The sequence below is a fragment of the Streptomyces sp. NPDC002623 genome (genome assembly GCF_053592635.1).
The window spans coordinates 37,820-62,863 of the sequence record NZ_JBSFWB010000020.1 but is presented as its reverse complement, the minus strand read 5'-3'; the positions used below and the strand labels follow the sequence as shown (position 1 = coordinate 62,863).

Here is a 25,044-nt window from a genome sequence, read left to right as displayed (position 1 = left end):
CCCGGCACTCCCTTCGTCCAGGACCGATGCCCGCGATCGGCGTAGCCCGGACCGTTCGTCGAACCGTTCGTCGACTCGATCGACCGTCCGCCGCAGAACGTTGTGCGCACCCTGTCCCGAACCGGCGCACTGCGGTGCCATACGCGCATGACCGCCGGAACCGCCCTCAAAGCCAGGACGACGACCGCCGAGCACGAGCTCGCCGCGCTGCAGCGTGAGCACGGCAGGCCGCTCTTCGCGCTGCTGCTGAGGCTGTGCGACGGCGACCGCCAGCGCGCCGAGGACCTCGTCCAGGAGACCCTGGTGCGCGCCTGGCAGCATCCCGAGGCACTGCGCACCGACGCCTTCGAATCCGTCCGGCCCTGGCTGCTCACCGTGGGCCGCCGGCTCGCGATCGACGCACGGCGGGCCCGGCAGGCACGGCCCGCGGAGGTCGGGGACGCGATACTGGAGAACGCGCCCGTCTGCGCCGACCACGCCGAGCGGGCCGCGGCGGCCCTCGATGTGCGCGAGGCTGTGAAGACACTCACTCCGGAACACCGTGAAGTACTGGTGCTGGTGTATTTCCAAGGGGCGAGTGTGGCGGAGGCCGCAGAAACGCTCGGAATTCCTCCCGGTACCGTGAAGTCGCGCGCTTACTACGCGCTGCGCGCCCTGCGCAGGGTGCTTCCGGGATACGCAGCCGACCTGCACTGAAACCCACGGCTGGGTCAAGCCTCCGTAAAGCGCCTTGCCGAGGACCCCCTTTGAGTAATCGGGTGTCCTTATCCGTGTTCCGGACTGGGGTCCCGGCAACGGGCGACGCGCAAGCACCGGAGGAAGGCAGGAAGGGATGCTGCACAGAGGTCACCAGAGCACGGACGGCACCGGCGGCGGTGAACTGACCGTCCCCATGGCCTGGTTGTATGCCGAGTACATCGCCGACGAACTGCTGCGGACCGGCGATCTGATGCCGCCGACGTCCTTCGAGTTCCGCGCCGGGCGCGACGCCCTCGCGCTCACCATCTTCCTGTCCGACACCGACGGCGAACTGCCCGGCATCCGGGTCGTGACCCAACTCGAGACCTGGCTTTCGCTCACGGCGTACGACCAGCCGTGGCAGGACTGGGTCGACGAACGTATGTCCCAACTGACAGCCGAAGCCGCTGAGTTGGAGGGGCCCGCGCCCGATCTCGAACTGGCGGCCGCGGCGTGGCGCTGGCTCGAGGAGACGGAGCTGTTGGCCCCCGACCTCAACGCGGTGCCGGGCGGCGCCCCGCCCGGCGAGGACGAAGGACCCAAGGTCTGGACGCCCGCGTGGCAGCTCGGACTGCCCCTCGGCCACTTGGCGATTCATCTTTTTTAGATTCACACCAATCCGCGGGCCGGACCGCTCCGAACATCTGGGTCACGATTCGGTACGTGGCTTGAGTGATTCGACGGTCGGGTGCGTACCGGTGGGAGCAAGGAGTAACCCCACTGGCACTCAACGGCACGAGGTTTCGGCATGAGGTCCCTGGAAAGGCATCGCGACGTCGGCGCGTACGCGCTCGGCGTGCTGGACGAAGCGGAGGCTTTCCGCTTTGAGGACCACCTCATGGAGTGTCCTCAGTGTGCGGCGCAGGTCACCGAGTTCGGGCCCACCGCACGGCAGATGATGCTCTACCGGCGCGCCACCCCGCGCGCCGTGCACCCCTTCGCCGGCCCCGGCCCGCAGCTGCTCGACCGGCTGCTCGCCGAGGTGGCGACCCGGCACCGGGCGATGCGTCGGCGGCTGATGTTCGCCCTCGCGGCCTCGGTGGTGGTCGCCGTGGCCGCGCCCGCGCTGGTGATGATGGCGGGCGCAGGCAGCGGCGACACCCAGGACGCCGTGCGGCTCACCGCGACGGACGAGAAGTCCGGGGTGTGGGCGCAGGTCACCACCGAGAACGAGACCTGGGGCAGCCATGTGCAGCTCGAGGTCAAGGACGGCGCCGGCCCGCGCTCCTGCCGTCTGATCGCCATCGGCCTCGACGGCTCCGAGCAGACGGTCACCAGCTGGAGCGTCCCCGAGCACGACGCCCGCCCCAACACCATGCAGGGCGCCGCGGCCTGGCACCCCGACGAGATCGCCCGCTACGAGCTGCGCACGGCTTCCGGAGAGCACCTGGTGACGCTCGACGCCCAGTGAGACCGGCCCGGAGTGAGTTCAGGTCACTTCGACGTCGGCCGCACGAGTCGGCTGCCCCGGTCGGCTGCTCGGGCATCGGTCACTCGAGCATCGGTCACTTGAGCAGTCGGGACATCCTGCGGTCCGCCAGCGGCTTGCCGCCCGTCTGGCAGGTGGGGCAGTACTGGAGCGAGGAGTCGCTGAAGGAGACCTCCCTGACGGTGTCGCCGCAGACCGGGCAGGGTTCGCCGGTGCGGCCATGGACCCGCAGGCCGCTCTTCTTCTCGGCCTTGAGACGCCCGGCGGCAAGGCCCCGCGAGCGTTCGACCGCCTCCGTCAGCGTGGTGCGCAGGGCCTCGTACAGGGTGTGGGTCTGCTGGGGCGTCAGGGAGGCCGCGAGTTTGAACGGGGACATTTTCGCCGCGTGCAGGATCTCGTCGCTGTAGGCGTTGCCGACGCCCGCGATCAGGCTCTGGTCGCGCAGGGCGCCCTTCAGCCGACGTCGTTCGCCCGCGAGCAGTGCGGCGAAGCGGGCCTCGTCGAAGTCGGGGGCGAGCGGGTCGGGCCCGAGGCGGGCGATGCCGGGCACCTGGTGCGGGTCGTGGACCACGTACACCGCGAGCCGGTGCTGGGTGCCGGCCTCCGTCAGGTCGAAGCCCTCCCCCGTCTCCAGGGCGACGCGCAGCGCCAGGGGCCCCTTGCCGGGGCGGGGCGGACCGTCGGGCAGCCGGTCCTTCCAGTGCAGCCAGCCCGCGCGGGCCAGGTGGGTGACGAGGTGGAGGCCTTCGCCGGTCGCCAGGTCGAGGAACTTGCCGTGCCGGTGCACGGCGGTGACCTGCTGCCCCTCGACGGCGGTGACGGGCGGGTCGTACGTCTTCAGGACGCTGACGGCGACGGGCAGCACCCGGACGATCTCGTGGCCCACGAGATGCTCGGTCAGGAAGTCCTTCAGCGCTTCGACCTCGGGGAGTTCCGGCATACGTCCAGAGTGCCATCCGCCGCCGGAGCGGTCAGCTCCGCTCCGACGCGACGAACTCGCACCACACGCACTTGCCGCCGCCCCGCGCCTCCACGCCCCAGGCGTCGGCGAGCAGGTCCACCAGCAGCAGGCCCCGCCCGGAGACCCCCGACTCGCCGGCCTCACGGCGGCGCGGCAGCGCGCTGGAGGTGTCCTCGACCTCGACCCGCAGCCGGCGCTCCCCGCCGGTGAGGACCCGCAGCGTGACGATCGCCGCGCCCTCGGTGTGCATCAGCGCGTTGGTGATCAGCTCGTCGGCGACCAGCTCGATCTCGTCGGAGCGGTCCCGGACGCCCCAGGCGCGGACGGCGGCGCGGATCATGTGCCGGGCCTCGCTGAGGGCCTCCGGATCGCCGGGCGCCACATGCTGCTGGAGCCGGCTCCCGGCCTGCGGGGTGTCCGGGCCGCGCCGGCGCAGCAGGAGCAGCGCCACGTCGTCGTCCCCGCCCTGCCGTTCCGCGACCTCGATGAGCTGGTCGGCGAGCTTGCGTACGTCGTCGGGGGCCGCGGCGATGAAGGCGGCCAGGGCCCGCATGCCGTCGTCGAGGTCGGCGCCGGGCTGTTCGACCAGTCCGTCGGTGCACAGCAGCAGGGTGTGGCCGGGGTCGAGCTCGACCGTGCCCACCGGGTAGTCGAGCTGCCCGAACTCGGCGGACAGGCCGAGCGGCAGCCCGCCGGGCACCGGGACGCGCCGGCAGCTCCCGTCGGGGCGGCGCAGCAGGGGGTCGATGTGCCCGGCGCGGACCGCCTGGACGACCCCGGTGGTCAGGTCGACCTCCGCGTACAGGCAGGTCGCGAAGCGGTCGGTGTCGAGCTCGTGCAGGAAGACGGAGGCACGGGCCATCACGGTGGCCGGGGTGTGCCCCTCGGCCGCGTAGGCCTTCAGCACGATCCGCAGCTGGCCCATGACGGCCGCGGCATGCGTGTCGTGGCCCTGCACATCGCCGATGACGGCCCCGACCCGGCCCCCGGGCAGCGGGATCAGGTCGTACCAGTCGCCGCCGATGTCGCGGCCCAGCGAGCCGCCGATGGTGGCGGCGCGGTAGCGGACGGCCACGTCGGCGCCCGGCACGCTGGGGATGGTGCGCGGCAGCATCGCCTGCTGGAGGCCCTGGGCGATGTCCTTCTCCTGCTCGTAGAACATGGCCCGCTGCAGGCTCTGCGCGATGCTGCTGCCCAGGGCGACGAGGATGTTGCGCTCCTCCTGGGTGAACCCCTCGCGATTGCTGTAGAGCAGGCCCATCGCGCCGATCGGGCGGGCCTGGACGATGAGCGGCAGATAGGCCGCGGAGGTGATCTTCAGATCGGTGATGTGCGGCCACAGCACGGGGTAGCCGGCCGCGAACTCCTGCGACGACTCGATGAAGCGGGGGGTGAGCGTGCGGACGACCTCGCTCATCGGGTACGGCTCGTCTATCCGGGTGACCAGCGTGCCCGGCACGAAGCTGCCCTCCGGCCCCTCCGCGATGAGCCGGATGCGGCCGGCCTCGACCAGGCCCATGACCAGGCTGGTCGCGCCGAGATGGGTGAGGCCGTGGGTGTCCTTGAGGACGTCGATGACGTCCTGCACGGTGCGCGCGTGGGCGAGGGCGGCGGTGGTGAGCTGGACGACGTTGGTCTGCTCGCGGCGCGCGTCGTCGAGGTCGGCCGCCTCGGTGCGGTCGGCGAGGTCCTTGAGCTCGTCGGCGGCGTCGCGGATGATGCCGACGATACGGCGCGGCCGGCCGGTGTCGTCGCGGTGGATGTATCCCTGGGTGTGGGTCCAGCGCAGGACGCCGTCGCGTCGGCGCAGACGGAAGTAGACGCCGTAGTTCTCGCTGCCGTCCTTGATGGCCTGGGCGACCAGTTCGTCCAGCCGGATGCCCTCGGTCGGCGGGACCCGGATCGCGAGGCTGGCCGGGTTCCCGTCGTATTCGTCGGGGCGCAGGTCGAAGATCTCGTGGGCCCGGGCGTCCATGTGGAACAGACCCGAGTCCAGGTCCCAGTCGAAGGTGCCCATGCGGTTGAGCGCCAGGATCGGATCCGGGTGGGCGGGCCAGTCGTCCGGGAGTGACGGGGCCCTCGCTCCCCGATCAGCCATGCGCCCACCTTGCCAGGATTTGCCCGATTCTTCGACCGGGGGGCGGGGCTCGCCTGACCAGGCGGCGCCCATGGTCAGCCGCTGAGGGCGTCGGCCGGGCTGCCGAAGACGATGCCGAACGCGCCGGATGCGTCGGACGCGCCGGACGTGCCGGACTCCTCCGACTCGTCGGGGCCGTCGGGGATCAGCCCGCCGCCGTCGGGCAGATCGGGCACTTCCGGGACGGTCTCGGGGCCGACGGCGTTCGGGTCGAACACCTCGGGGGCGAGACCGCGGTCGAGGCCGATGTCGGTGCCGGCGTCGGCGTCGAGACCCGGGTCGGATTCGGCGTCGGAGCCGGCCTCGGGCCCGAGGTCGGCGCCCAGGTCGGCGTCGGGATCGGCCGCGCCCTCGGTCTCGGCCGTGCTCTCGGCCTCGGCGGCCGAGTCCGCGAAGAGGGCCCGCCCCTCGGCCGCCGGGAGGACGACCTCCGAGCCGGGCATCGTGCCGTCCACTCCCGCACCGTCACGGCCGGCGACGAGAAGCGCCGCCGAGAGCGCGCAGGCGGTGAGGAGAGCGGCAATGGGTAGTCGCACCACGTTCTCCCACATCGTCTCGGTCAGTCCAGATGAATCCACCGGGAGGTGATTCGCCCACTATTGTCTGCTTCACCCGCCCGGGTCACGCAAGTGGAGCACGACCTCACGCACAGTGACCCGGCCGGATCGGAGAAGAGGAGCGCAGGTCCGTGGAGTGGTTCACCGCACCCGAGTACGGGCTGAGCCGGCTGGTCTTCCAGCGGGCCCTGGCCGGTGTGTACCTGGTCGCGTTCCTGACGGCGGCCCTGCAGTTCCGGGCGCTGCTCGGCGAGCGGGGGATGCTCCCGGTGCCCCGGTTCGTCGAGCAGGTGCCCTTCCGGCGCGCGCCGAGCCTGTTCCACCTGCGCTACTCCGACCGCCTGTTCGCGGCCTGCGCCTGGACGGGCTGCGCGGTGTCCGCGGCGCTGCTGGCCGGGCTGGACGGCCTGCTGCCCCTCGGGGCGGCGATGGCGCTGTGGCTGGTGCCGTGGGCGCTGTATCTGTCGATCGTCAACGTCGGGCAGACCTGGTACTCGTTCGGCTGGGAGTCACTGCTGCTGGAGACGGGCTTCCTCGCCGTGTTCCTCGGCAACGACGAGGTGGGCCCGCCGATCCTCGTGCTGTTCCTGATGCGCTGGATCCTCTTCCGGGTCGAGTTCGGCGCGGGCCTGATCAAGATGCGGGGCGACGCCTGCTGGCGCCAGCTCACCTGTCTCTACCACCACCACGAGACGCAGCCGATGCCCGGCCCGCTGAGCTGGTTCTTCCACCGGCTGCCGAAACCGCTGCACCGTGTCGAGGCGGCCGCCAACCACGTCACCCAACTCGTCGTGCCGTTCCTGCTGTTCGCCCCGCAGCCGGTCGCGACCGCGGCCGCGTCGCTGATGATCCTGACCCAGCTGTGGCTGGTGGCGTCGGGCAACTTCGCCTGGCTGAACTGGATCGCGATCGTCCTGGCCGTGCCCGCGCTCGAACTCCCGGGCGGACAGCGGTCCTTCCCGGCCGCCCCGGTCTGGTACGAGGCGGTCGTCCTCGCCGTCGCCGCGCTGCTGCTGTTCCTCAGCTATCACCCGGTGGTCAACATGCTCTCCCGCCGCCAGGTGATGAACCGCTCCTTCGATCCGCTGCACCTGGTCAACACCTACGGCGCGTTCGGCAGCGTCAGCCGGATCCGCTACGAGGTGGTGGTCGAGGGCACGCTCGACGACGTGCCGCGCGAGGACTCCGACTGGCGGGAGTACGAGTTCAAGGGCAAGCCCGGCGATCCCCGGCGCCGGCCACGCCAGTTCGCGCCGTACCATCTGCGGCTCGACTGGCTGATGTGGTTCGCGGCGCTCTCCCCTTCGTACGCCGGGCCGTGGTTCGGCGCCCTGGTGGAGCGGCTGCTGGAGAACGACCGCGACACGCTGAAGCTGCTGCGCGGCTCCCCGTTCCCGCCCGGGGAGCCGCCCCGCCACATCCGCGCCCGCCTCTTCCGCTACCGGTACACGACGTGGCGGGAGCTGCGGGAGACGGGCGCCTGGTGGCAGCGGACCTATGTGCGGGAGTATCTGCCGCCGACCCGGCTGGCGGAGGCGGCTCAGAGGCCGTAGACGCGGACGGCGGTGGTCTCGAAGATCTGGGTCCGTTCGCCCGGATCGGTCAACCGGCCTGCGACAGCGAGGACTTCGCCGTACGACGCCAGGGGCGTGCACACCGGCCAGTCCGAGCCGAACATCAGCCGGTCCGGGCCGAAGGCCGCGAGCACGGTGTCCGCGTACGGGCGCAGGTCGTCGACGGTCCAGGACTCGGGGTCGGCCTCGGTGACCAGGCCGGACAGCTTGCAGACCGTGTTGGGCAGGGCGGCGAGGGCGCGGACGGCCGAGGCCCACGGCTCCAGCGCGCCGGTGGCGATCGGCGGCTTGCCCAAGTGGTCGAGGACGAAGGTGAGTTCGGGCAGGCCGGCGGCCGCCCGCACGCAGGCCGGGAGCTGGCCGGGCAGCACGACCAGGTCGTAGACGAGTCCGGCGTCGGCGACCGCGGCGAGACCACGCCGTACGTCCGCCCGCAGCAGCCACTCCGGGTCCGGCTCGCCCTGGACCTGGTGCCGGACGCCCTTGAGGTACCGGCCGCCGGGCAGCTCCCGCAGCCGGGCCAGTTCGTCGGCGACGTCCGGGCGGGTGAGGTCGGTCCAGCCGACGACGCCCGCGATCAGGTCGCTCCCGGCCGCGAGGGCGAGGAACTCCGGGGTCTCCTCGGCCACGGTCACCGTCTGGACCAGGACCGTGCGGTCGACTCCGGCCGCACGCGCCTCGGGTGCGAGGTCGTCGACGGTGAAGTCCCGCCGGAGCGGGCTGTCTTCGGCGATCCAGTCCTGGTCGCGGACCGACAGGTCCCAGACGTGGTGGTGCGCGTCGACGGTCACGGCAGCTCCCAGACGACGGGCAGGCCCGCGCCCGCGCCCTCGTCGGAGTAGTCGTGCGCCACGTCGAGCAGCTCGGCCATCCGGGCCTGCCACACCACGTTGACCGGCAGTTTCTCCAGCTCGGCAAGGAGACGGGCGTAGTCCTCGCACTCCAGGACGTGGAACAGGTCCGTGCCGCTGCGCCAGATCGTCCAGGAGGCGGCCCCGGCGGCCCGGATGGCGTCCGTCAGCTCCTCGGGGACCTCGCGGTGGGCGGCCTCGTACTCGGCGACGCGGTCCGCGCGGACCTTGGTGTGCAGGGCGACCCTCATGACGGCTCCTCGTCGGCGAGCAGGCCCGCGTCCCGCAGCTCCTGCCAGAAGGCGGCGGGGACCGGGGCCGCGAACTGTTCGGCGCAGTCGCGCACTTCGTCCGGCGAGCGCATGCCGACCAGGACGCTCGCGACGGCCGGGTGGGCGGAGCAGAAGGCCAGGGCGGCGGCCCGCAGGGTGGTGCCGTGCCGGTCGGCGAGCTCCTTCATGCGCAGCGCCCGGTCCAGCAACTCGGCCGGTGCCTGTGCGTAGTTGAACGTCGCGCCGGGCCGCGGGTCCGCCAGGAGGCCGGAGTTGAACGCGCCCCCGATGACCACCGACACGCCCCGCTCGACGGCGGCGGGCAGCAGCTCGGTCCGGGCCCGCTGGTCGAGGAGGGTGTACCGGCCCGCGCACAGCACCACGTCGACGTCCGTGTCGGTGACGAAGCGCGTGAGCATCTCCGCCTGGTTCATGCCGGCGCCGATCGCCCCGACGACGCCCTCCGAACGCAGCTTCTCCAGCGCCGGGTAGCCCTCGCGGAAGGCCTGTTCGGCGTGGTCGTCGGGGTCGTGGAGGTAGACGACGTCCACCCGGTCGAGGCCGAGGCGCTCCAGGCTCGCGTCCAGGGTGCGGCGGACGCCGTCGGCGCTGAAGTCCCACACGCGCTCGTGCGTGGCGGGGACGGCGAAGCCGTCGGCCAGGTCGTCGCCGCCCCGGCCGGTCGGCTCCAGACGGCGGCCGACCTTGGTCGAGACGGTGTACTCCGAGCGGGAGTGCTCGCGCAGGGCCGCGCCGAGGCGGCGTTCGGACAGACCGAGGCCGTAGTGCGGCGCGGTGTCGAAGTAGCGGATGCCCTGCTGCCAGGCGGTGGCCACGGTCTCGTGCGCCTGCTCCTCGCCGACCTCGGTGAACAGGTTGCCGATGACCGCGGCGCCGAAGCCGAGCGGGCTGACGGGGACGCCGCTGCGCCCGAGCCCGCTCAACTCCCGACCGGCCTGAGCCTGAGGCCCTGCATACCGCCGTCGACGGCGAGGGCGGTGCCGGTGGTGGCGCCGGACAGCGGGCTCGCCAGGTAGGCGACGGCCGCGGCGACCTCGGCGGCGCTGACCAGACGGCCGGTGGGCTGGCGGGCCTCCAGCGCCGCGCGCTCGGCGGCCGGGTCGTCGGCCGCGTCGAGCAGCCGGCCGACCCACGGGGTGTCGGCGGTGCCGGGGTTCACACAGTTGACGCGGATGCCCTCGCGGACGTGGTCGGCGGCCATGGCGAGGGTCAGCGAGTACACCGCGCCCTTCGTCGCGCTGTAGAGGGCGCGCTGCGGGAGGCCCGCGGTGGCGGCGATGGAGCAGGTGTTGACGACGGCCGCGTGCGCGGAGCGCCTCAGATGCGGCAGGGCGGCGCGGGCCGTGCGGACCATGCCGACGACGTTGACGTCCAGCACCCGGTGCCACTCGGCGTCGTCGTTGTCCTCGACGGTCCCCTGCGCGCCGATGCCCGCGTTGTTGACCAGGATGTCGAGCCCGCCGAGTTCGCCGACGGCCGCCTCGACGGCCGCGCGCACCGAGGCGTCGTCGCCGACGTCCGCGCGGTAGCCGAGCAGAGGCTTCTCGACGCTGGACGGGTCCAGGTCGAGGACGGCGACCCGGGCGCCGCGCTCCGCCAGGAGCTCCGCGGTCGCCCGGCCGATGCCCGAGGCGCCCCCCGTCACCAGGGCCGTCAGCCCTTCGAAGTCGCTCACTGCGTCTGCTCCTTCCGGTCCTTGAGATCGGCGGCCCAGAAGTCGCCGCCGGGATACGTGTACCGCGCGATCGACTCGGGCCGCATGGCGGCCGAGAAACCCGGCGCGGTGGGTGCCGTGTAGTGACCTTCGCGGATCACCACCGGGTCGAGGAAGTGGTCGTGCAGATGATCGACGTATTCGATGACCCGGTCCTCGGTGGTGCCGGTGAGAGCCACGTAGTCGAACATCGACAGGTGCTGGACGAGTTCGCACAGGCCGACGCCGCCGGCGTGCGGGCACACCGGGACCCGGAACTTGGCCGCCAGCAGCAGGATGGCGAGGTTCTCGTTGACCCCGCCGACCCGGGCCGCGTCCAGCTGGAGGACGTCGAGGGAACCGGCCTGGAGGAGCTGCTTGAAGACGACGCGGTTGTGGACGTGCTCCCCGGTGGCCACCTTGACGGGGGCGACGGCCCGGCGGACGGCCGCATGGCCGAGGACGTCGTCGGGGCTGGTGGGCTCCTCGATCCAGTACGGGTCGAACTCGGCGAGGGCACGGGTCCAGCGGATCGCCTCGTCGACGTCCCAGCGCTGGTTGGCGTCGACCGCGATCCGGATGTCCGGGCCGACCACGGAGCGGGCGACGCGGCAGCGCCGGATGTCGTCCGCCAGGTCCGCGCCGACCTTGAGCTTGATCTGCCGGAAGCCGTCGGCGACGGCCTCGGTGGCGAGGCGGGTCAGCTTCTCGTCGTCGTAGCCGAGCCAGCCGGGCGAGGTGGTGTAGCCGGGGTAGCCGCGCTCCAGCAGCCGGGCCCGGCGTTCCTCGGTGCCCTCCTTGCCGCGGCGCAGCAGGTCGAGGGCCTCGTCGGGGGTGAGGGCGTCGGTGAGGTAGCGGAAGTCGATCTGGCGCACCAGCCACTCGGGCTCGGCGTCGGCGAGCAGCCGCCACAGGGGCAGGCCGGCGCGCTTGGCCGCCAGGTCCCAGGCGGCGTTGACGACCGCGCCGATCGCCATGTGCATCACGCCCTTCTCGGGGCCGAGCCAGCGCAGCTGGCTGTCGCCGATCAGGTCGCGGCTGAGCGTGCCCGGGTCGGCGCAGAGCTCGTCGACGGACCGGCCGACGATGTGCTCGCGCAGTGCGTCGAGCGCGGCGACCTGTACCTCGTTGCCCCGGCCGATGGTGAAGGTGAAGCCGTGCCCCTCGTGGCCGTCGGGCGCGTCGGTGCGCAGGACGACATAGGCGGCCGAGTAGTCGGGGTCCGGGTTCATCGCGTCGGAGCCGTCGAGCTCGCGCGAGGTGGGGAAGCGGATGTCGTGGGTGTCGACCGCGGTGACGCGGGCGGTGGGCGGGGGCGCCATCGGTCGGCTCCTCATCTGGCGTGCTCGGTACGTCGCGCTTCGTGCGACAGCCGCAATATTTATCAGACCACTTCCCCCTCACAACACCCTCAGAGGCGAGTTTGGGCCCATTGTTGCCACAAGTGGTCCGACCACATCGATGACTAGACTGCGCGGCACCGGCGACAGGAGAGAGCACGTGGACGAGCCGCGGCAGGGCACGCCAGCACCCAAGGGCACGGTGACGCAGCGCGCCATCGAGCGGATCAAGGCGATGATCGGCGAGGGGCTGCTGGAGCCGGGCCAGCGGCTGCCGACCGAGCGCGATCTCGCGGCCCAGCTGGGCATCTCGCGCAGTTCGATGCGCGAGGCGATCCGGGCGCTCACGGTGCTGGGCGTGCTGGAGGCCCGGCACGGCTCGGGCATCTATGTGACCCAGCTCCAGGCCGGGGACCTGCTGGAGACGTTCGGGGTGGTCGCCGATCTGTCGCGCGGACCCCGGCTGGTGGAGCTGCTGGAGGTCCGGCGGATCCTGGAGTCGACGGCGACGGCGCTGGCCGCCGCGCGGATCACCCCCGACCGGCTGGCCGTCGTGAAGGGCCACCTGGACGCGATGAACGCCACCGACGACCCCGACGAGATCCTCGCCCACGATCTCGCCTTCCACCGCGCGATCGCGGCGGCCGCCGGCAACGAGACGATGGCGGCGATCCTGGAGGGCCTGTCCTCGCGCACCTTCCGGGCCCGGGTCTGGCGCGGCTACCGCGAGGAGGGCGCCTTCGACCGCACCCGCCGCGAACACGCCGCGATCCACCGCGCCCTGGCCGCCCGCGACCCGGAGGCGGCCCGCGCGGCGGCGGCCGCCCACGTCGGCGAGGTCGCGGAGTGGCTCAGGGCCCAGGTGGGCCCCTGACCGGGAAGTGACGGGCGGGCGGCCAGGACGGCGGCGGGCTCTCGACGCGGGGCGTGGAGGCGGGGCACAGTTCTCCTCACATACTCACCAGTAGGACCGAGGAGCCGCCGTGACCAGCTGGGTCGGCCGGACCGCCGTCGAGATCGCCGCCGCCGTTCGGGAGAAGGAAGTCACGCCGCGCGAGGTGGTGGCCGAGCATCTCGCGCGGATCGAGCGCCTGGACGGCCGGATCGGCGCGTTCCGGGTGGTGCGCGCCGAGGCGGCGCTCGCCGAGGCCGACGCGGTGGCCGCCCGCGGCGACCTGGCCGAACTGCCGCTGGCCGGGGTGCCGGTGGCGGTCAAGGACAACCTCGGCGTGCGGGGCGAGTCGACGCGGGTCGGCTCGGCCGCGACCCCGGACACCCCGGCCGACGCCGACCATGTCACCGTGGCCCGGCTGCGGGCGGCCGGCGCCGTGGTCGTGGGGCTGACCAATGTGCCGGAGCTGTGCGTCTTCGGCACCACGGAGGGCGTCCACGGCACCGCCCGCAACCCGTGGGACACCTCCCGCACGGCCGGCGGCTCGTCCGGCGGCAGCGCGGCCGCGGTCGCCGCCGCGATGACGCCGATCGCGCTGGGCAACGACGGCATGGGGTCGCTGCGGATACCGGCGGCCAACTGCGGCCTGGTGACGATCAAGCCGGGTCACGGGGTGGTGCCGGCCGGGATCGGGGACGGCGACTGGTTCGGGATGTCGGAGAACGGTCCGCTGGCGACGACGGTCGAGGACGCGCGGCTGATGCTGTCGGTCCTCGCCGGCGCCGACGTGACGGCGGCCGAGGAGCCCGGCGCGCTGAGGATCGCGGTGTCGGTGCGCAGTCCGCTGGCCGGAACCACGGTGAGCAGGCCGTACACGGACGCGGCACGGGAGGCGGCCGGGGTACTGGTCCGGGCGGGACATCACGTGGAGCGGGCGGACCCGCCGTATCCGCTGTCGCTGGGCGTCACCTCGCTCGCGCACTGGACGGCCGGCACCGCGGTGGACGCCGCGAGCCTCGACGCACGGCTGCTGACCCGGCGCACCCGGGTGCACGCGGCCCTCGGCCGGCGCTTCCTGGCCGGGGTGCGCGACGGCTCGGGGCGGGAGACGCTGCGTCGCCGGCTGGAGCCGTTCTTCGCGGAGTACGACGTGCTGCTCACACCGGCGCTCGCGCGGCGGTCGCCGAAGTCGGCGCCGTGGCACGAGCGGGGCTGGCTGCGCAACGTCCTGGTGAACACGAACTACTCGCCGCTGACCCCGCCGTGGAACCTGACCGGCCGGCCCGCGATGGCGGTCCCCTTCGGCACGCTGCCGTCGGGCGCTCCCACCGCTGTGCAGCTGGTGGGCCGGCCGGGGACGGAGGGCGAACTGCTGCGGCTGGCGGAGCAGTTGGAGAGCCTGCGGCCGTGGCGGCGGACGGCGCCGCTCGACTGAGGTACGGGGAAGCGAGGGGCGGGGGGAAGACGACGGAAGCGCTCGGCATGGGCGTGCCGGATGCGGCGCACGCCCATGCGGTGGGCGGTCGCGAGCGGGTCAGTCCACGCTGGGCAGGATGTGGTCCTCGGCGAGGTCGTCCTCGTAGCCCGCGAGGCGGATCGGGGCGGAGCGGGCCCACACGTCCAGGCTGCCGATCTCACCGGGCCTGCGGCCGGCCTGCTCCGGGCGTTCCTTGGGACGTTGCTCGCGATTCGTCTTCTCCGGTGTCACCGCGCACTCCTTATGTGTCGGGTCACCCTCGGGGCGTGCCGGTCGGTCTGCGATCCGGCGCTCGACGCTCCCTCGGGTCTGGCTGGAGTCGGTGGCGACACTGTGGCGCCGGTGACTCCCAGGAGGGCTGGCCGTTGTGAACCGGCTTGTCCCAGACGGACGGTGGGTGTGGGTGGCACTCCGTCGTGCTGTCCGTCCGACACAGACTAACCAAATGAGCGGGGTGCCGCTCGATAGGGCTGAAAATTTGGGGTAACCATGGCGCGTCACCCGCATGTCCTCGCAAGTGAATTGAACTCCTTCCGTCACATTCGCACCCTTTGAGTTCACCCGTCCGGCCTACACCGGCGAACGCGCCTGCCGGTCCGTCGCGCCGTTCAAGTGCCGTTCGTCCGGTCGCAAGCCGGACATGATCTGGTGGCGTCCGGCAACGGCTGTCTCGCGGAAGGACAGACGCATGGAGCTGCGCAGCGTCGAGGAGCTGATGGACCTGCTGTACGCCTGCCGGGGCGTGTCGGACGCCCCGGACGGCGGTGTCGTCGGCGTCGATCTGCACGATCACGCGCTGCAGACGGCGGCACTGCTGCGCCGAAGTCGCCCCGCCGACAAGGAACTCCAGCTCACCGGGCTGGTCCACCCCATCGGCCGGCTCCTGTGCCCCACCGACGCCGGCGTCCGTTCGGAGCGCGCCGCCGACGCCGTACGGCCCCTGCTCGGCGCCCGTGTCTCCCGCCTCATAGGCCTCCACCCCTGGCACGAGGCTCCCGCCGACGACGATCTCTTCAGCCTGCGTCAGGCCGACGAGGACGGCCGGGTCGCCGGATTCGACGCGGGGGTGCTGGAGGACTGGCGCACGGTGCTGGAACTGGTGGCGGCGCGGAACTCACGTCTCGGGGCTGTCGATTGAGGGTGGGCCGTGAGACCGTGCGCCGATGACGTCGTCGTACGGGTTGAGCGGTAGGGCTGCCGTCGTGACCGGCGCCACCCGGGGCATCGGCCGGGCGGTGGCGCGGGCCCTCGCGGACGCCGGGGCGCAGGTGTGCGTGAGCGCGCGCGACGCCGACGAGGTGCGCCGTGCGGCCGCGGAGCTGGGCGGGATCGGCCTCGCGGGCGACATCACGGACCCCGGGCTCCCCGAGGAGCTGACGGAGCTGTGCCTGCGGACGTTCGGCCGGCTCGACGTACTGGTCAACAACGCCGCGTCCAACCAGCCGTACGGCCCGCTGATGGACGCCGATCCCGTCGTCTGGCGCCGGACGTTCACGGTGAACGTCGAGGCGCCGCTACGGCTCGTGCAGTGCGCGTGGCGCGGCTGGATGCGGGAGCACGGCGGGGCGGTGGTCAACGTCTGCACGGAGGGCGCGACCCACGTCGGCCCGTCCGTGGGCGCCTACGGCACCAGCAAGGCGGCCCTGCGCCACCTCACCCGGCAGCTGGCGGGCGAGCTGGGCCCGGGGGTACGGGTCAACTCCGTCTCCCCCGGCCTCGTACGCACCGAGATGGCCCGCTTCATGTGGGAGCCGAGAGAGCCGGAGATCGCGCCGACCCTGCCGCTGGGCCGCATAGGCGAGCCCGAGGACGTGGCGAGGGCGGTGCTGTGGCTGTGCTCGGACGCCGCGGAGTGGATCACCGGGGCCGACCTGCTGGTGGACGGCGGCACGAATGTAAGAGCGGCGCGTCCACCGGCCTGAAGGGGCGGGCTACCACTTCCCGGGCGCGTAGTCCTTCAGGAAGACCCCGTACACGTCCTCGCCCGCCTCACCGCGCACCACGGGGTCGTACACCCGGGCCGCCCCGTCGACGAGGTCGAGCGGCGCGTGGAACCCCTCCTCCGCGAGCCGCAGCTTGTCGTAGTGGGGACGCTCGTCGGTGATCCAGCCCGTGTCGACGGAGGTCATCAGGATCCCGTCGGCCTGGAACATCTCCTGCGCGCTGGTGCGCGTGACCATGTTCATCGCGGCCTTCGCCGCGTTCGTGTTCGGATGCCCCGCACCCTTGTAGCCGCGCCCGAAGACGCCCTCCATAGCCGAGACGTTCACGACGTACGCCCGCCCGCTCGCCGCCCGCTTCGCGGCCTCGGACATGGCCGGGCGCAACTTGCTGATCAGGATGAACGGCGCCGTGTAGTTGCACAGCTGGGTCTCGAGGAGTTCCACCGGGGAGATCTGCTCGATGGTCTGCACCCAGGTGTTGGTGTCGACGACGTCCGGCACCAGACCGCCCGCGTCGATGGCGGTGCCGTCGAGGTGCCGGGCGACGCTCGCGTTGCCCGCGACCAGGGCGAGGTCGGCGACCTGCTGTGCGTCCATGCCGCTGATGCCGGCGGGCAGCGCGGCGAGGCCGTCGACCGCGCCGGAGCCGAAGGCGCCGATGACGTGGTGGGCGGGCAGCTCGCCGGCGGGCAGCGGCGCGCTCTCGCCGCCGACCAGGGCGGCGTAGGCGGAAGGCAGCCGGCGCACGGTCTGCGTCGCGTTGTTGATGAGGATGTCGAGCGGGCCGGCCTCGGCGACCTGGTCGGCGAGGGCCACGGCCTGCGCCGGGTCGCGCAGGTCGATGCCGACGACCTCCAGGCGGTGGATCCAGTCGGCCGAGTCGTCCATCGCCTTGAAGCGGCGGATGGCGTCCTTCGGGAACCGGGTCGTGATCGTGGTGTGCGCGCCGTCGCGCAGCAGCCGCAGCGCGATGTACATGCCGATCTTGGCGCGGCCGCCGGTGAGCAGTGCCCGCTTGCCCGCGAGGTCGGCGCGGACGTCGCGCTTGGTGCGGTTCAGGTCGGCGCAGTCGGGACAGAGCTGGTGGTAGAAGTAGTCGACTTCCACGTACCGGGCCTTGCAGGTGTAGCAGGAGCGCGGGCGCTGGAGTATCCCCGCGATCTTGCCCTCCTCCGTGACGGAGGACGGCAGGATGCCCTCGGTCTCGTCGTCGATGCGCTGGGCGGAGCCGGTGGCGGTGGCCTCGGTGACCGCCTTGTCATGGGCGGTCTTGGCGGCCCGGCGCTCCTGGCGGCGGCGCTGCTTGACGGTGCGGTAGACGCCTGCGGTGGCCCGGCGCACGGTGATCGCGTCGGGGTGGTCGACGTCCAGCTTGTCGAGCTCGTCCAGCACCGCGAGGCAGACGGCGAGCCGCTCCGGGTCGATGCCGGGGCCGTACAGACCCTCGTCCACGGCCTCCTCGGTGATCGTCGCCGAGCCGTCCTCTGTCACCGTCATCGCGCTGCCGCTTCCCTGCTGACCCGGGTGGCGCTCCGACCGCGCCCGCCCTACGAACAGGGAATTTTACGGAGCGCCGGGCCTCTCCTCCAAACCCGTTCCCGTCAAGAGCCGCAGGCCGTGATGAGCGTCTCCACCTCGGCGGTCAGGGCGCGCGCGAACCGGTCGAGATCGGGAACGGCCTCGGCGTCGGCGACGAGCCCGTAGTGGACCTGGCCGCGGTAGGTCGAGACGGCGACGGCGAGGGCCTGCCCGCGGGCGAGCGGGGCGTACGGGAAGACCTCGGTGACCGGGTTCCCGCCGAGCTTCAGGCCGAGGCTGGGCAGCGGGACGCTGGTGACGAGGATGTCGAACCAGAGCCGGGCGGCCTGCCCGGCCAGCGGGCCGCCGAGCCGGTGGCCGAGGGCCGGGACATGGTCGGCGAGCAGGGCGACGGCCCCGGCGCCCCGGCCCGGTCCCGCGTCCTTGTTGCGGTCCATGGCGGTGCGGACCGTGGCCAGCCGGCTCAGCGGGTCCGGGTCGTCGACGGGGAGCCGGGCCAGATACCCGGAGAGCCGGTTGCCCTGCGGGTGGGCGGTGCGCGGGCGGCGCTTGGAGACGGGGATGAGGGCGCGCGGCACGACGCCGTCGCTGCCGTCGCCGCGTTCGTCGAGCCAGCGGCGCAGGGCGCCGGCGACCACGGCGATCAGCACGTCGTTGACGGTGCCGCCGGCGACCTTGCGGATCCGGTGCACATCGTCGAGGTCGATGACCACGCCCGCGGTGCGGCGGGTGCCGCTGGAGCGGGCGGTGAGGGCGGGGCTGGGGCGCATGCCCAGGGTGTGCACGGCGACGGAGGCGCCGATGTCGAGCGCGCGGCCCACGTCGGAGACGGCCCCGCGCAGCAGGTCGGGCAGTCTGCGGACGTCGGGGAGGCGCCCGCGGGGCGGCTCGGCGGGGCGGGGCCGGGGCGCGGGCAGGTCCAGCGGATCGAGGACGGCCGCGGCCAGCGTCAGGGCGCGCAGTCCGTCGGCGAGGGCGTGGTGGAACTTGAAGAGCACGGCGAAGGACGCGCCGTCCTCGCCCGGCAGCACATGCGCCTCCCACGGCGGGCGGCCGCGCTCCAGGGGCCGCTGCATGAGCAGGCCGGCGTCGGCCTGGAAGTCGGCGGTGGGCGCGTGCAGCGTGACGTGGTGGAGGGGGTCGAACTCGGGGTCCGGCTCCCGGGTCGCGCCGCCGAAGGCGAGCGGCAGCCGCAGGTCGAACGGACGGCGCAGGTCGAACGGCTGGGCGGAGTCGAACGGCCGCCACACGTCGCGGATGCGCATGCGCAGCCCGGGGACGGCGGCCGCGCGGGCGGCGAGCAGGTCGGCGGCGTGGGCGCCCGCGGTGGGCGAGTCCGCCGTGAAGACGCCGAGCGCGCCCAGGTGCATGGGGTGCTCGGCCGACTCGAGGTTCCAGAACGCCAGGTCGAGAGGTGCCAGCAGATCATCAGCAGTCAAGGACTTGCCTCGCGTCGACGAAGGGTGAGGCAAGCAGTCAATCGCGCCGGGCGATTACGGTCAAGTACGATCATGCTACGCACAGTTAACAGCGCATTAAGTTCAGGACACCTGCTGACCCTTGCCCAGGGCGATCACGCCGCCCTTGGACACCGTGTAGAGCTCCGTGTCCCGCTCCGGGTTCACGCCGATGGTCGCACCCGGAGGGACCTCGACGTTCTTGTCCAGGACCGCCCCGCGCACGACCGCACCCCGCCCGATGCGCACGTTGTCGTGCAGGATCGACCCCTGCACGACCGCCCCCGGATCGACCACGACCCCCGGGGACAGCACGGACCGGGTGACCTGACCGCGGATCAGACACCCCGAACTGATGATCGACTCACCGGCGATGCCGCCCGCGCTGAAACGGGCCGGGGAGAGCTGGCCCGAGTGGGTGTAGATCGGCCAGCTGCGGTTGTAGAGATTGAAGGCGGGGCGCTCGGCGATCAGGTCCATATGGGCGTCGTAGTACGCGTCGAGCGTGCCGACGTCCCGCCAGTACCCCTGGTCGCGGCTGGTCTCGCCGGGCACATGGCCGTCGCGGAAGTCGTACAGCTGGGCCTCGCCGCGCTGGGTGAGCTGAGGCAGGATCGAGCCGCCCATGTCGTGGACGGAGGTCTCGTCCTCGGCGTCCCGCTGGAGCGCCTCGATGAGCGCCTTGGTGGTGAAGATGTAGTTGCCCATCGAGGCGAACACGGACGCCGGGTCGTCCGCCAGCCCCGGCGGGTCGGCGGGCTTCTCCAGGAAGCCCTCGACCGTCTGGCCGTCCGAGCCGGGAGTGATCACCCCGAAGGACGAGGACTCGCCGCGCGGGACCCGGATCCCGGCCACCGTGACGCCCGCGCCGCTGTCGATGTGCTGGGTGAGCATCTGGCGCGGGTCCATGCGGTAGACGTGGTCGGCGCCGAACACGGCCACGTACTCGGGCCGCTCGTCGTAGATCAGGTTCAGCGACTGCAGGATGGCGTCGGCGCTGCCGAGGTACCAGCGCGGGCCGAGCCGCTGCTGGGCCGGGACCGGTGTGACGTAGTTGCCGAGCAGACTCGACATCCGCCAGGTGGTGGTGATGTGCCGGTCCAGCGAGTGCGACTTGTACTGCGTCAGCACGCAGATGCGCAGGATGTCGGCGTTGACCAGGTTGGACAGCACGAAGTCGACGAGCCGGTACGTGCCGCCGAAGGTGACCGCCGGTTTGGCGCGGTCCGCCGTGAGGGGCATCAGGCGTTTGCCCTCGCCGCCGGCCAGCACGATCCCGAGCACCGAAGGTCCACCACGACGCATGGCCGCTCCCCTCACCCTGTTGGATACCCATGGCTGCCCAGGCACGGGGCCCTCTACGCCTGTTTGAGGATCTCCTCGTACAGCCGCACCGTCCGCCGGGCCACCGCGTCCCAGCCGAACTCGTCCACCGCGCGGGCCCGGCCGGCCTCTCCCATCCGGCGTCCCGCCTCCGGATCGCCGAGCAGCGCGTCCAGCGCGCGGCCGAGGCCCGCCTCGAAATCGTCGTCGACGGTGACCAGCGTGCCGGTCACGCCGTCCTCGACGACCTCCGGGATCCCGCCCACCCGGGAGGCCACGACGGGCGTGCCGCACGCCATCGCCTCCAGGTTGACGATGCCGAGGGGCTCGTACACCGACGGGCAGACGAACACCGCCGCGTGCGTCAGGAGTTGGATCACCTCGGGGCGCGGCAGCATCTTCGGGATCCAGTGCACGCCGTCGCGGGCGCCGCTCAGCTCCGCGAAGAGGTCACGGAACTCCCGGTCGATCTCCGGGGTGTCGGGCGCGCCCGCGCACAGCACCACCTGCGCCGCGGGGTCGATGTCCCGGACCGCGCGCAGCAGATGGGGCACCCCCTTCTGCCGGGTGATGCGGCCGACGAACAGCACGAACGGACGGTCCGGGTCGAGCCCGATCCGGGCGAGGGCGTCGGTGCCGTGGTCGGGGCGGTAGAGGGCGGTGTCGATGCCGTTGTGCACGACGTGGACCCGGCCCGGGGCGAGCGACGGATAGCAGGTCAGGATGTCCTCGCGCATCGCGCCGGAGACGGCGATCACCGCGTCGGCCGCCTCCACCGCGGTCCGCTCGGCCCAGCTCGACAGGGCGTAGCCGCCGCCGAGTTGCTCGGCCTTCCAGGGCCGCAGGGGCTCCAGCGAGTGCGCGGTGACGACATGCGGGACGCCGTACAGCTGTTTCGCGAGATGTCCGGCGAGGTTGGCGTACCAGGTGTGGGAGTGGACGAGTTCGCGGCCTTCGAGGGCGGCCGCCATGGCGAGGTCCACGGAGAAGGTGCGCAGCGCGTCGTTGGCGCCGTCGAGCGCGGACCAGGGGCGGTGACGCTGGACGCCGACCGCCCGGTCCGCGCCCGAGACCTCGCCCCAGCAGTGCACCTCGAGGTCGATGAGCTGCCTCAACTCCCGGGCGAGGAACTCGACATGGACGCCCGCTCCGCCGTACACGTCCGGGGGATACTCCCGGGTCAGCAGTCCCACTCGCACCCGGAACCCCCATCTCAGCGGTCGGCTCCCTTCATGGTCACCCAGACGGGGCGTGTGGGGAAGAGCGCGGGGGTCGTGTGAAGCAACAGTCGCCGCAGACACCGCCGTCCGGCACCCGGTAGTAGAGACAGCAGCTGCGGCGGCGGAACGCGGTGCCGGTCAGGGCGCCGGTGTCCGCGAGGAGCGGGTGGGCGAGGAGTTCGCCGGTGAGGGCACGCGCGTGTGCGGCGACGTCGGGGCGGCGCCGGGCGTGCGCCCACCGGTCCAGCAGACGGGCGGTCGAGGCCAGCGCGGAGGCGGCGTTGCCGCGCAGCAGGCCCGGCGCGACGGAGTGGCGGACGCGCAGGGCGGCGGAGAGGGGTTCGAGGTGGCCGTCGAGGACGGTCGCGGCCACGGTCGCCGCGTCCGCGGGCCTCGGCCGCACCTGGGTCAGCCACAGGTCGTCCGGGGCGCCGGCGTCCGGGTCCCAGCGCAGCAGCCTCGGGGAGAGGTCGGGGATCGACCCGTACAGGACGGCGCAGCCCAGCGTGACCGACCACAGCCGGGCCGCGAGCCCCTGCTGCGCCACGGAGGCGCCGATGCGGTCCTCGGGGGCGCGCAGGGTCCGGTTCACCTTGCGGACCCGGAAGGTCAGGGGATCCGCGTGGACGTCCGCTGCCGCGCCGTCAGGGATCTCCCCGTAGGCCTGCGCCAGGGTCGGCAGGGGCCGGGGCGGCTCTCCTGAGCCGGGTAGTGAGGTGCGCAGGGCGAAGAAGCCGCCGAGCGGGCGGAGCGCGGCGAGTTGCGGGTCGAGGTCCACGAGGTGCAGTAGTACCAAGGTCGGTAGGGGTCGCGCTCAGGGGGATCCCCGGTACGTCACCCGCCTGAGGGAGGACAGCGGAGGCTTCGTACTCCATCGGTAGTAGGACTCATTGCGTGCTCAGGGACGACGACGGGAACAGATCCACAAGGCATCGTGTTGGTTATGAGAGCCAGCCGTTCGCCGCGCCGGGCCCCGCGCCCCCGCCTCACGCAGAGGAGCAGCTCATGAGCGCCCTCGCGTTGTCCGTGGTCCTGTCGCTCGTCTCCGCCGTGGCGTACGCCGGCGGGGCGATCGTGCAGGAGCGGGTCGCGGAGTCCTCGCCGGGCGAGGAGTACGCGCCGCTGCGTCGGCTGAGCTGGTGGGGCGCGGTGGCGTTGAACGGCCTCGGCGGCATTCTCCACGTGGTGGCGCTGGCCTATGGCCCGCTCAGTCTGGTCCAGCCGCTGGGTGCGCTGACCATCGTGTTCGCGCTGCCGATGGCCGCGCTGTTCGTCGGCCGCAAGGCCGGGGCGACGGCCTGGCGGGGCGCGATCATGGCGACGGTCGGTCTCGCCGGTCTGCTGTCCCTGGTCGGGGCGTCCGACGCGCAGTCCCTGAGCACGCCGCAGCGGGTGACGGTGGCCGTGGTCACCGCCGGCGCGGTCGTGGCCCTGATGATCGCCGCGCGGGCCGCGCATCGGCACCCGGCGGTCCGCAGCATGCTGCTGGCGACCGCGTCGGGCATCGCGTTCGGCATGTCGTCGGTGTTCACCAAGACCGTCGCCGTCGACTGGACCGGCGGCGTCTCGGCCGCCGACCTCCCGTCCCTGGCCGTGATCGGGGTGCTGGCCACGGCCGGCATGCTGCTGTCGCAGGCCGCCTACCGCGGTGCGGGCCTCGCGGCCCCGCTGGCGACGCTGACCGTGGTCAACCCGGTGGTGGCGGCCGCCGTCGGCATCACGATGTTCGGCGAGACCTTCCGCTACGGCACGACCGGCACCGCGCTCGCGCTGAGCTGCGGCGTGGTGGCGGCGGGCGGACTGATCCTGCTGACGACAGAGCGTCTTCAAAGCGGATCCCCAGTGGCCGGGCTTCCGGCTGCCCAGGCCGCCCCGGCGCTGACGCCGGACCCCGACGACCGGACCCCGTCGACGGGCCTTCCGCAGCAGCCGCGCCGGGAAGAGGCGCTCGGGAAGGCGCTGGAGGAGGCTCTGGAAGACACGTTGGAGGAGGCCTTGGAAGAGGCCTTGGAGGATGCCTTGGAGGAGCAGGCGAACCTGCCGGTGTCGGCGCAGGGAGCGCAGCCACTGGTGCCGGCCCAAGCCGGTGAGTCGGTCCCCGTCGACATGCCGGCGGAGGACGAACCTCCGGTTCTCCTCCTCCACCACACCTTCCCCGGTGGCCTGTACGTCCCGGCGCCGGCCCCCGACCGGCACCGGGTGCGCGTCAAATCCTGACGCCGCCGGCCCTGAGATAGGCCACCGGGTCGACGTCCGTACCGAAACCGGGCCCCGTCCGCACCTCGAAGTGCAGATGCGGGCCCGTGCTGTTGCCCGTGGAGCCGGACCGGCCGATGCGCTGGCCGCCGCTCACCGACTGACCGTCCCGTACCGAGATCGCCGAGAGATGGGCGTACTGCGAGTAGCGGCCGTCGGCATGCCGGACGACCACCTGGTAGCCGAAGGAGCCGCCCCAGCCCGCGCTGACCACCTCGCCCGCCGAGACCGCCTTCACGGACGTTCCGGTGGGCACCGGGAAGTCGACGCCGGTGTGGTAGCCCTTCGACCAGGACGAGCCGCTCGCGTGGTACGGCGTTCCGGTGGCGGCGGTGACCGGCGCGACCAGGGAATGGCCGGTCGTCGCCTTGCCGTCGGTCTCCTTGGTCTTGGAGCTCTTGGCCGGCTTGCTCTCCTTCTTGGTCTCTTTCTTGCTCTCCTTGGCACCCGAGGAGGTCTTGGGGGAGGTCTTCGGCGAGGTCTTCTGCTGCGCCGTCTCCTGGAGGCTGAGCCGCTGGCCGGGGAGGATCAGGTCCGGGTCGGCCCCTACGACCGTCCGGTTGGCCGCGTACAGCCCCTGCCAGCCGCCCTTGACCTCCTCGGTGTCGGCGATGCCGGAGAGGGTGTCGCCGTGGACGACCGTGTACACCTCCGCGGTGCCGGCCCGGGACTGGGGCGTGCTCTGGGGCCGTACGTCGTCCAGGGACGTCTTCGCTGTCTTCGACGTCTTGGCGGACTTGTCGGCCGCCTTCGAGGCTGTGCCGTTCGGGTGAACGTCGGGCGCGTCGCCGCCCCGGGTCAGCCCGGCCCGCTCCGAGCACAGCGGCCAGGCGCCGGGGCCCTGTCCGTCCAGCACCTTCTCGGCCACGGCGATCTGCTGGTCCTTGGTGGCCAGATCCGCACGGGGCGCGTACCGCGTGCCGCCGTACGCCTCCCAGGTGGACTGGGTGAACTGCAGTCCGCCGTAGAAGCCGTTGCCGCTGTTGATGTTCCAGTCGTTGGTCGACTCGCACGCGGCGACCTTGTTCCAGGTGTCCACGTCGGCCGCCTGGGCGACTCCGGTGCCGATCAGCGGTATCGCCATGCCGGCGCCGCCCGCCGTGACGGTGAGTGAGGCGCGGTTGATCCTGTTCGGCTGATACCGGCGGTGCCGGCCGCGTACGGCCATGGAGATCCCCCATCGACATGCGTCAGGAGCAGCAAAAGTACGAGCTGCGAACAGGCCATGACAAGACCACAACCGGCCGCGTGGGCTCCGCCGGGAGCACGGGGAGACCCCGTCGGGAAACCGCTCGCGAAACCCGTCAAGATGGTCCTCAGGGACGGTGCCGTATGGACCGTACCGACGGGCACACCTTTGGAGG

Annotated in this window: 24 protein-coding genes; 9 read left to right on the top strand and 15 right to left on the bottom strand. The window is 72.5% G+C overall.

The window, feature by feature from the left end; translation table 11 throughout:
* Nucleotides 1-147: 147 nt before the first annotated feature.
* The 3 genes from ACWD4O_RS31235 (at nt 148) to ACWD4O_RS31225 (ending at nt 2,149) form a co-directional block, all read left to right on the top strand.
* Complete coding sequence (locus ACWD4O_RS31235; RefSeq protein ID WP_451284962.1) at nt 148-696, top strand: sigma-70 family RNA polymerase sigma factor; 549 nt, start codon at nt 148-150, stop codon at nt 694-696.
* 136 nt (nt 697-832) lie between these two features.
* Nucleotides 833-1,345 carry a hypothetical protein gene (locus ACWD4O_RS31230; protein ID WP_351914007.1) on the top strand — a complete coding sequence of 171 codons (513 nt, stop codon included), beginning with the start codon at nt 833-835 and terminating at the stop codon, nt 1,343-1,345.
* Between the two features lie 141 nt (nt 1,346-1,486).
* Entirely contained in the window at nt 1,487-2,149 is a 663-nt protein-coding gene (locus tag ACWD4O_RS31225) for a zf-HC2 domain-containing protein (RefSeq protein WP_451284959.1), read from the top strand.
* 94 nt (nt 2,150-2,243) lie between these two features.
* Here the strand turns inward: ACWD4O_RS31225 and ACWD4O_RS31220 are convergent, their stop codons facing one another.
* The 3 genes from ACWD4O_RS31220 to ACWD4O_RS31210 form a co-directional block, all read right to left on the bottom strand.
* A complete protein-coding gene (locus ACWD4O_RS31220) occupies nt 2,244-3,107 on the bottom strand; it encodes an Fpg/Nei family DNA glycosylase (RefSeq protein WP_451284957.1) in 864 nt (287 codons plus the stop codon).
* 31 nt (nt 3,108-3,138) lie between these two features.
* On the bottom strand, nt 3,139-5,226 hold the full coding sequence (locus tag ACWD4O_RS31215) for a SpoIIE family protein phosphatase (protein ID WP_451284955.1): 2,088 nt from the start codon (nt 5,224-5,226) through the stop codon (nt 3,139-3,141).
* Between the two features lie 74 nt (nt 5,227-5,300).
* A complete protein-coding gene (locus ACWD4O_RS31210) occupies nt 5,301-5,801 on the bottom strand; it encodes a hypothetical protein (RefSeq protein WP_451284954.1) in 501 nt (166 codons plus the stop codon).
* Nucleotides 5,802-5,953: 152 nt separating this feature from the next.
* Between ACWD4O_RS31210 and ACWD4O_RS31205 the strand changes: the two genes are divergently transcribed.
* Nucleotides 5,954-7,375 carry a lipase maturation factor family protein gene (locus ACWD4O_RS31205; protein ID WP_451284952.1) on the top strand — a complete coding sequence of 474 codons (1,422 nt, stop codon included), beginning with the start codon at nt 5,954-5,956 and terminating at the stop codon, nt 7,373-7,375.
* Here ACWD4O_RS31205 and ACWD4O_RS31200 read toward each other — a convergent pair.
* From ACWD4O_RS31200 to ACWD4O_RS31180, 5 genes are read right to left on the bottom strand one after another with little or no spacing between them, the layout of a single operon-like run.
* Nucleotides 7,363-8,187: an amidohydrolase family protein gene (locus tag ACWD4O_RS31200; protein WP_451284950.1), complete on the bottom strand. Its 825-nt coding sequence runs from the start codon at nt 8,185-8,187 to the stop codon at nt 7,363-7,365. The genes ACWD4O_RS31205 and ACWD4O_RS31200 overlap by 13 nt on opposite strands.
* A complete protein-coding gene (locus tag ACWD4O_RS31195; protein WP_451284948.1) occupies nt 8,184-8,498 on the bottom strand; it encodes an L-rhamnose mutarotase in 315 nt (104 codons plus the stop codon). Before ACWD4O_RS31195 ends, ACWD4O_RS31200 begins: the two co-directional genes overlap by 4 nt.
* Nucleotides 8,495-9,463, bottom strand: a complete 969-nt coding sequence (locus ACWD4O_RS31190) for an aldo/keto reductase (RefSeq protein ID WP_451284946.1) — start codon at nt 9,461-9,463, stop codon at nt 8,495-8,497. Before ACWD4O_RS31190 ends, ACWD4O_RS31195 begins: the two co-directional genes overlap by 4 nt.
* Complete coding sequence (locus ACWD4O_RS31185) at nt 9,460-10,215, bottom strand: SDR family NAD(P)-dependent oxidoreductase (RefSeq protein ID WP_451284944.1); 756 nt, start codon at nt 10,213-10,215, stop codon at nt 9,460-9,462. The genes ACWD4O_RS31190 and ACWD4O_RS31185 overlap by 4 nt, the downstream gene beginning before the upstream one ends.
* The gene (locus ACWD4O_RS31180; protein ID WP_451284942.1) at nt 10,212-11,555 is read right to left on the bottom strand and encodes an L-fuconate dehydratase; all 1,344 of its coding nucleotides are present in this window, start codon (nt 11,553-11,555) and stop codon (nt 10,212-10,214) included. The genes ACWD4O_RS31185 and ACWD4O_RS31180 overlap by 4 nt, the downstream gene beginning before the upstream one ends.
* A 178-nt stretch (nt 11,556-11,733) precedes the next feature.
* Between ACWD4O_RS31180 and ACWD4O_RS31175 the strand changes: the two genes are divergently transcribed.
* The gene (locus ACWD4O_RS31175; RefSeq protein WP_451284941.1) at nt 11,734-12,447 is read left to right on the top strand and encodes a FadR/GntR family transcriptional regulator; all 714 of its coding nucleotides are present in this window, start codon (nt 11,734-11,736) and stop codon (nt 12,445-12,447) included.
* A gap of 109 nt (nt 12,448-12,556) precedes the next feature.
* Nucleotides 12,557-13,900, top strand: a complete 1,344-nt coding sequence (locus ACWD4O_RS31170; RefSeq protein ID WP_451284939.1) for an amidase — start codon at nt 12,557-12,559, stop codon at nt 13,898-13,900.
* 99 nt (nt 13,901-13,999) lie between these two features.
* On the opposite strand, the gene ACWD4O_RS31165 is transcribed toward ACWD4O_RS31170, so the two are convergent.
* The gene (locus ACWD4O_RS31165; RefSeq protein WP_451284937.1) at nt 14,000-14,173 is read right to left on the bottom strand and encodes a hypothetical protein; all 174 of its coding nucleotides are present in this window, start codon (nt 14,171-14,173) and stop codon (nt 14,000-14,002) included.
* A 457-nt stretch (nt 14,174-14,630) separates the two neighbouring features.
* Here ACWD4O_RS31165 and ACWD4O_RS31160 point away from each other — a divergent pair, with 457 nt between their 5' ends.
* Both ACWD4O_RS31160 and ACWD4O_RS31155 read left to right on the top strand, forming a co-directional pair.
* A complete protein-coding gene (locus ACWD4O_RS31160; RefSeq protein ID WP_451284935.1) occupies nt 14,631-15,080 on the top strand; it encodes a hypothetical protein in 450 nt (149 codons plus the stop codon).
* A gap of 25 nt (nt 15,081-15,105) precedes the next feature.
* Nucleotides 15,106-15,864, top strand: coding sequence for an SDR family oxidoreductase (locus ACWD4O_RS31155; RefSeq protein ID WP_451284934.1), 759 nt, complete (start codon nt 15,106-15,108; stop codon nt 15,862-15,864).
* Nucleotides 15,865-15,873: 9 nt separating this feature from the next.
* On the opposite strand, the gene ACWD4O_RS31150 is transcribed toward ACWD4O_RS31155, so the two are convergent.
* The 5 genes from ACWD4O_RS31150 to ACWD4O_RS31130 form a co-directional block, all read right to left on the bottom strand.
* Entirely contained in the window at nt 15,874-17,382 is a 1,509-nt protein-coding gene (locus ACWD4O_RS31150) for an SDR family NAD(P)-dependent oxidoreductase (protein WP_451284932.1), read from the bottom strand.
* Between the two features lie 104 nt (nt 17,383-17,486).
* The gene (locus tag ACWD4O_RS31145) at nt 17,487-18,863 is read right to left on the bottom strand and encodes a wax ester/triacylglycerol synthase family O-acyltransferase (RefSeq protein ID WP_451284930.1); all 1,377 of its coding nucleotides are present in this window, start codon (nt 18,861-18,863) and stop codon (nt 17,487-17,489) included.
* Between the two features lie 102 nt (nt 18,864-18,965).
* Nucleotides 18,966-20,186: a glucose-1-phosphate adenylyltransferase gene (glgC, locus tag ACWD4O_RS31140; RefSeq protein WP_451284929.1), complete on the bottom strand. Its 1,221-nt coding sequence runs from the start codon at nt 20,184-20,186 to the stop codon at nt 18,966-18,968.
* 53 nt (nt 20,187-20,239) lie between these two features.
* Complete coding sequence (gene glgA, locus ACWD4O_RS31135; protein WP_451284928.1) at nt 20,240-21,403, bottom strand: glycogen synthase; 1,164 nt, start codon at nt 21,401-21,403, stop codon at nt 20,240-20,242.
* Nucleotides 21,404-21,440: 37 nt separating this feature from the next.
* Entirely contained in the window at nt 21,441-22,220 is a 780-nt protein-coding gene (locus ACWD4O_RS31130) for a (2Fe-2S)-binding protein (RefSeq protein ID WP_451284926.1), read from the bottom strand.
* Nucleotides 22,221-22,429: 209 nt separating this feature from the next.
* Here ACWD4O_RS31130 and ACWD4O_RS31125 point away from each other — a divergent pair, with 209 nt between their 5' ends.
* Nucleotides 22,430-23,641 (top strand): DMT family transporter, encoded by a 1,212-nt coding sequence (locus ACWD4O_RS31125; protein WP_451284924.1) that lies wholly within the window; start codon nt 22,430-22,432, stop codon nt 23,639-23,641.
* Here the strand turns inward: ACWD4O_RS31125 and ACWD4O_RS31120 are convergent.
* On the bottom strand, nt 23,631-24,848 hold the full coding sequence (locus ACWD4O_RS31120; RefSeq protein WP_451284923.1) for a transglycosylase family protein: 1,218 nt from the start codon (nt 24,846-24,848) through the stop codon (nt 23,631-23,633). The genes ACWD4O_RS31125 and ACWD4O_RS31120 overlap by 11 nt on opposite strands.
* Nucleotides 24,849-25,044: the final 196 nt, after the last annotated feature.

What these genes read in the sequence shown, in the direction of transcription:
- ACWD4O_RS31235 (WP_451284962.1), top strand. Translation starts at nt 148, where the DNA reads ATGACCGCCGGAACCGCCCTCAAAGCCAGGACGACGACCGCCGAGCAC.
- ACWD4O_RS31230 (WP_351914007.1), top strand. Translation starts at nt 833, where the DNA reads ATGCTGCACAGAGGTCACCAGAGCACGGACGGCACCGGCGGCGGTGAA.
- ACWD4O_RS31225 (WP_451284959.1), top strand. Translation starts at nt 1,487, where the DNA reads ATGAGGTCCCTGGAAAGGCATCGCGACGTCGGCGCGTACGCGCTCGGC.
- ACWD4O_RS31220 (WP_451284957.1), bottom strand. Translation starts at nt 3,107, where the DNA reads ATGCCGGAACTCCCCGAGGTCGAAGCGCTGAAGGACTTCCTGACCGAG.
- ACWD4O_RS31215 (WP_451284955.1), bottom strand. Translation starts at nt 5,226, where the DNA reads ATGGCTGATCGGGGAGCGAGGGCCCCGTCACTCCCGGACGACTGGCCC.
- ACWD4O_RS31195 (WP_451284948.1), bottom strand. Translation starts at nt 8,498, where the DNA reads ATGAGGGTCGCCCTGCACACCAAGGTCCGCGCGGACCGCGTCGCCGAG.
- ACWD4O_RS31180 (WP_451284942.1), bottom strand. Translation starts at nt 11,555, where the DNA reads ATGGCGCCCCCGCCCACCGCCCGCGTCACCGCGGTCGACACCCACGAC.
- ACWD4O_RS31160 (WP_451284935.1), top strand. Translation starts at nt 14,631, where the DNA reads ATGGAGCTGCGCAGCGTCGAGGAGCTGATGGACCTGCTGTACGCCTGC.
- ACWD4O_RS31155 (WP_451284934.1), top strand. Translation starts at nt 15,106, where the DNA reads ATGACGTCGTCGTACGGGTTGAGCGGTAGGGCTGCCGTCGTGACCGGC.
- ACWD4O_RS31150 (WP_451284932.1), bottom strand. Translation starts at nt 17,382, where the DNA reads ATGACGGTGACAGAGGACGGCTCGGCGACGATCACCGAGGAGGCCGTG.
- glgC (WP_451284929.1), bottom strand. Translation starts at nt 20,186, where the DNA reads ATGCGTCGTGGTGGACCTTCGGTGCTCGGGATCGTGCTGGCCGGCGGC.
- ACWD4O_RS31125 (WP_451284924.1), top strand. Translation starts at nt 22,430, where the DNA reads ATGAGCGCCCTCGCGTTGTCCGTGGTCCTGTCGCTCGTCTCCGCCGTG.
- ACWD4O_RS31120 (WP_451284923.1), bottom strand. Translation starts at nt 24,848, where the DNA reads ATGGCCGTACGCGGCCGGCACCGCCGGTATCAGCCGAACAGGATCAAC.